Source organism: Sulfitobacter sp. HI0129, from assembly GCF_001635395.1.
In the GTDB taxonomy this organism is placed as follows: Bacteria; Pseudomonadota; Alphaproteobacteria; order Rhodobacterales; family Rhodobacteraceae; genus Sulfitobacter.
The window spans coordinates 1-5,137 of sequence record NZ_LWGH01000046.1; the positions used below are offsets into that span (position 1 = coordinate 1).

A 5,137-nucleotide genomic window follows, 5' to 3' on the forward strand; every position below is an offset into this window, starting at 1 on the left:
GCGGGGGAGACCGCCGAAGGCGTGGAGATCGTGCTGCGCATGCTCACAGCGGTGGCGCTGGCGACCTTCGTCACGATGACCACCACGTTGTCAGAAATGATGGCGGTGGTGCACTGGCTGACCACGCCGTTGCGCCGGTTCGGCCTGCGCACCCGCCCGATGGAGCTTGCGGTTGCCATGGTCGTCCGGTTTGCGCCTGCCCTGATCCTGCGGGGAAATACCTTGCGGCTGGCGTGGCGGGCGCGGTCCGCCCGGCCCGTGGGGTGGCGGATCGTCATGCCCATGGCCGTTCTGGCGATCGATGACGCCGAACAGGTGGCGCTGGCACTGCGGGCACGCGGCGGCCTTGGTTCCGGGCCGTCTTGACGGCGCGGGGGGCGGCCCCTACCAAACGCCAGACGTTCAAAACGTCTTGTTTTCATCATACCAGGATCAGTCCATGGAACGCTCCCTCACCCTCATTGCCCTTTTTGCCGCCCTCATAGCGGCGCTAGGGCTCATCCCGAAGTTCACGCTGGCCTTCGGTGTGCCCATCACGGCGCAAAGCCTCGGCATCATGCTTTGTGGAACGGTGCTCGGCGCAAAGCGGGGCGGGCTTGCCGCGCTGCTCTTCATCGGTCTCGTAGCCTTGGGCCTGCCGCTTCTGGCTGGCGGTCGTGGTGGCCTGGGGGTCTTTGCTACACCTTCGGTGGGCTTCCTGATCGGCTTTCCCATCGCCGCTTTCGCCACCGGCTGGATCATGGAACGTCTGCGCGATGCGCCGATTGCACTGGCCGCGGGCGTTGCCGCCGCAGCGGGTGGGGTTGTCGTGCTCTATGTCTTCGGCATCATTGGCATGATGTTCATGCTGGACAAGTCGGTGCTGGAAGCCAGTGCGCTGGTGGCCTTCTTCATCCCCGGTGACATCCTGAAAGCCGTGATCGCCGGTTTCGTGACAGCGGGTCTGGCGCGCGCCCGTCCGCAAAGCGTGCTGTCACGCAGCTAGGACAAGCGCGGTTCCGATACCGCCTGCCGCCGCGATGGCCGCCACCCCGGCTCGGCCATCGCCCATAACCTCGTGATAGAGCCGCACGGCGTTGATTGCTCCGGACGCGCCGATGGGGTGCCCCCGCGCTAGTGCCCCCCCGCTTCGATTGACGATTGCCGGATCGAACCCCGCGCCACGCTGGCATGCAATCGCCTGCACCGCATAGGCTTCCATGATCTCGGCGCTTCCCATGTCTTTCAGTTCCACTCCCGCGCGGTTCAACGCGCCGGCAATGGCGGCCACCGGGGCGAGGCCCGGCAGATCGGGCTGCCCGCCGAGGGTCGCGCCCGAGATGATTCTGGGAAAATTACCCCCGAGGGCGCGCGCAACATCCGCCGATACCACCACGCAAAAGGCCGATGCATCGGCCGCCACCGCGGTATTTGCCGAAGTGATACTGCCCTGCAGCGTTTTCGCCCGATCGCAAAGCGCGGGAGAGAGGGCGCGGGCAAAGGGATCCTTGGTCAACCCGCCGAGGGGCATGAGCTCTGCCGCTCCCGGTGGTGACGCCATGGCCTTGCGATGACTTTCCAGGGCCCAGGCATCCTGTTCCGCACGGCTGATCCCGCATCTTATGGCAAGGGCATGGGCCGCATGGGTCATGTCCGGGTCCCTGTCCGGCCAAGGTGTGAACGGGGCCTGTTCGTAGGGCTCCGGCGGCCGACCGTCAGCGAAGCGTCGCGAGCGGAGGGGGCGGCGCGAATAACTCTCCACACCGCCGGCAAGAACGATACGCGCGTCGCCCGCAAGTATCATCGCACGCGCCAGCAGCAGTGCATCAAGCCCCCCGGCGCATTGCCGGTCGATGGTGAGGCCCGCGACGCTTTCGGGCAGTCTGGCGGCGAGCGCGGCGCTTCGTGCCGGGTTGCCACCTGCGCCCAAGGCATTCGACAGGATGACTTCATCCACATCTACAGGGTCGATCCCGGCCCGCTCCAGCGCCGCGGTCAGCACCGGGGCCGCCAGTTCATGAAGTTCCAGCCCGGCGAGTGCGCCACCGCGCGGTGCGACGGCACTGCGGCAGGCGGCGGCGATACAGGGTGTCACCCGTCCTCGCCGAATTGCCGGGCGAGGGTTTTCAGGTCCAGCTTTCCCGAGGTCAGGCGCGGAAGCTTCTCGATGAAATGGATGTCTTTCGGCACCGCCCATTGGCCGAGCGCGCGCACGCAGCAGTCGCGGATGCGGGGCAACAGCTCCGTGTCCTCTGCCGCTTCGACAATCACGACAGGGCGGTGCCCGCGCGCACCATCCGAAACGGGGAGCACGGCGCTCCCCTTCACCTCGGAAAGTGCGTTCAGAGCCGTTTCAAGGTATTCGGGCTGAAGCGAATGATCGGCCACCGTAAATCGGCGATCTGCCCGGCCTTCGAGAAACAGGTTGCCCTCATCGTCGAGCCACCCGATTTCCCCCGCGCTGGCAAAACCCGCGCCGTCGCGTTTGCCGCCTTCGGCCCCGTTCGCGTAACCGTCCGACAGGTAGGGGCTCTTGACCCAGACTTCGCCCGCGCCGTCGGTCTTTGTGCCGTCCGCATTGCGAATTTCGATCGTGGCCCCGGGGTAGGCGGGGCCCACCGAACCGGGTGGGGTGTCGTACCGGGTCATGCTGATGAAAGAGGTTTCGGCCGCACCATAAAACGCGCGGACCAAGGCGGCAGGAAAAGCCTCTTCCACCATGGCGAGGGTCGCGTCCGACAGGGGGCCACCCCCGCAAAGGATCAGGCGGACCATTTCATTCTGCCCGCCACGGCCGGCCTTTGACAGCAGGTGAAGCTGCGATGGCGTGCCGTAGATGATGGAGACATTCAGGTTCATCAACTGCCGCCACTGCGCGGGTGCGGGCATCCCTTCCAGCACGTGGACATCAAGGCCGAGGTGCAGCGCCTCGACCGTGCCGTATTGGGCCAGCGAATGGGACAGATCGCCCAGCACGGCGACCTGATCGATCACTTCGCAGTCAAACAGGCGGGCGTTGACCTCGAAGCTGGCAATCCATGAGGCGCAGGAGCGGCGGATGACCTTCGGTGCACCCGTGGTCCCGCCCGTGAGGGTAAAAAAGGTCCCGTGGGCGGCGCCTTCGGTGACTTGCAAGAGTTCAGGATCATCCGAGAGCAGAAATGGTCCGCCGCAGTTCAATGCGTGGGCGAGGCGTACCGTCAGCGGTGTCATGGCGGGGGCCATGCCCGTCGGGCGCGGAACCTCGCGTCCGCGCCAGGAAAGTTTTGCCTGCGGGTGCCATTCGAAACGTGCCGGTGCGTCCGCCATTCGTTCGCCTTTTCATGCTCTTCCATCCACTTAACAAAACCCGGCCCCAAACGCCAAGTCCCCAGAATGCGGATGACACCGGACTTGTCAGCACTATGCTGCGTGTAAATGACAGGAGATACCAGATGACCGAAACGATGCGCGTGATCGAGATCACCAAAAGCGGCGGGCCGGAGGTGCTGAAGGAAGCGGAACGCCCCCGTCCCGAGCCGGGCCAGGGGCAGGTCGTGATCAAAGTGGCCTATGCCGGTGTGAACCGGCCGGATGCGTTGCAGCGGGCAGGCATGTATGCTCCGCCCCCCACGGCAAGCGATCTGCCCGGTCTGGAAGCATCGGGAGAGGTGGTGTCGGTAGGCCCCGGGGCAGAAGGCGTTTCGGTGGGGGACAAGGTCTGCGCATTGTTGCCGGGCGGGGGCTACGCGGAATACGTGGCCACCCCGGCCCGGCACTGCCTGCCTGTGCCGGAAGGCATGGACATGCGCGAAGCCGCCTGTCTGCCCGAAACCTTCTTTACCGTCTGGTCCAATGTTTTCATGCGGGGCGGGCTGAAGGCTGGCGAGCGTTTTCTCGTCCACGGCGGGTCTTCCGGGATCGGCACGACTGCCATCCAGCTTGCAAAGGCGTTCGGCGCCCGGGTTTTCGCCACCGCCGGTTCTGACGAAAAATGCGCCGCCTGCATGAAACTGGGGGCCGAAGCCGCGATCAACTACCGGGATACCGATTTTGTCGATGTGCTGAAGTCGGAAGGGGGCGCGCATCTGATACTCGACATGGTGGGCGGCGATTACATTCCCCGCAACCTCAGCGCATTGGCGGAGGACGGTCGGCTGGTGCAGATCGCCTTCCTGCAGGGACCCAAGGTGGAGGTGAACTTTGCCACGCTGATGACCCGGCGGCTGACGATGACCGGATCCACTCTACGCCCGCAGAGCGATCTGGCGAAGGCCCGGATCGCCGACGATCTGCGCCATAGCGTATGGCCGCTGCTGGACGCGGGTCGGATCGGGCCGGTGATGGACAGTGAATTTCCGCTGGAAGAAGCGCATAAGGCACATGCCCGCATGGAAACCAGCGATCACATCGGAAAGATCGTTCTGAAGGTCGCGGGTTGAGGGAGAGGCGCGCCCTTTAGCGGATGGGCGTGAACAATGCGTCTGTAGCCGTGCAATCCCGGATGACGTCGGGGCCGCAGACCTGCGGCTCCAACTCCCGGGACAGGCAGACGCGCACCTCCTGAATATAGCCGTCCCGGCAGGTCACGGTGAGGCCGTCGGCAACGAGATCGGGGTTGGCCTTCAAAAAGGCCTCCTCCACCACGGCGGCGGGCAGGCGAACAGCGCGGTCGAGCGACCGGAAGACGGTGGGTCGCGTCACGCGCTCCGACGCTTCGCGCGACAGGGCGAAATAATCGGCGGCTGACAGGCCGGTACAGCTGCCATGCTTTTTCCACTGATGCCATGCGAGCCCTGCCGAGCCCATGATGTCGGCCATGCGGGCGGTCATGGCCCGGCTGGGTGGCGCGCTGGCTGTCTGGCAATAGGATGGATAGCCCCGGGCCAGTTGCGGCCAGAGGCCATGCAGCGTCCAGCCATGGCCGAGCCCCACTTCGCATTGATCTGAATCGCGGGCATCGCCATCGCGGGCGCACCAGTTCGGCGACCAACTGAGGGCAAGGACATAGTAATCGAATTCCCCGGCGCGTTCGCCCGCTGCCCCCGCCGCAGAGGCAGACAGAAGCGCGAGAACCAGCAGGGACCGGCGCAGTACCGTCATTTGGTCTTTCCTTATTTCGCATTGCCGACTATATAGCGCGCGAGTTCCCCCACAATGGAAACCGTTCCGGCCTCCG

At 65.2% G+C, this 5,137-nt stretch carries 6 protein-coding genes; 3 read left to right on the top strand and 3 right to left on the bottom strand.

Going from position 1 to position 5,137, the window contains the following annotated elements; genetic code table 11:
• The coding region (locus A3764_RS00465) for an energy-coupling factor transporter transmembrane component T (RefSeq protein ID WP_236627973.1) at positions 1-366 on the top strand (366 nt) is incomplete at its 5' end.
• Between the two features lie 73 nt (positions 367-439).
• Positions 440-985, top strand: a complete 546-nt coding sequence (locus A3764_RS00470) for a biotin transporter BioY (protein WP_067927109.1) — start codon at positions 440-442, stop codon at positions 983-985.
• Here A3764_RS00470 and A3764_RS00475 read toward each other — a convergent pair.
• The gene (locus A3764_RS00475; protein ID WP_067927105.1) at positions 974-2,074 is read right to left on the bottom strand and encodes a thiolase family protein; all 1,101 of its coding nucleotides are present in this window, start codon (positions 2,072-2,074) and stop codon (positions 974-976) included. The two genes, A3764_RS00470 and A3764_RS00475, sit on opposite strands and share 12 nt — an antisense overlap.
• A complete protein-coding gene (locus tag A3764_RS00480) occupies positions 2,071-3,288 on the bottom strand; it encodes an AMP-binding protein (protein ID WP_067927103.1) in 1,218 nt (405 codons plus the stop codon). The genes A3764_RS00475 and A3764_RS00480 overlap by 4 nt, the downstream gene beginning before the upstream one ends.
• Positions 3,289-3,413: 125 nt before the next feature.
• Between A3764_RS00480 and A3764_RS00485 the strand changes: the two genes are divergently transcribed.
• The gene (locus A3764_RS00485; protein WP_067927100.1) at positions 3,414-4,400 is read left to right on the top strand and encodes an NAD(P)H-quinone oxidoreductase; all 987 of its coding nucleotides are present in this window, start codon (positions 3,414-3,416) and stop codon (positions 4,398-4,400) included.
• A 16-nt stretch (positions 4,401-4,416) separates the two neighbouring features.
• Here A3764_RS00485 and A3764_RS00490 read toward each other — a convergent pair whose 3' ends face one another.
• Positions 4,417-5,061 carry a ribonuclease T2 family protein gene (locus tag A3764_RS00490; RefSeq protein ID WP_067927096.1) on the bottom strand — a complete coding sequence of 215 codons (645 nt, stop codon included), beginning with the start codon at positions 5,059-5,061 and terminating at the stop codon, positions 4,417-4,419.
• Positions 5,062-5,137: the final 76 nt, after the last annotated feature.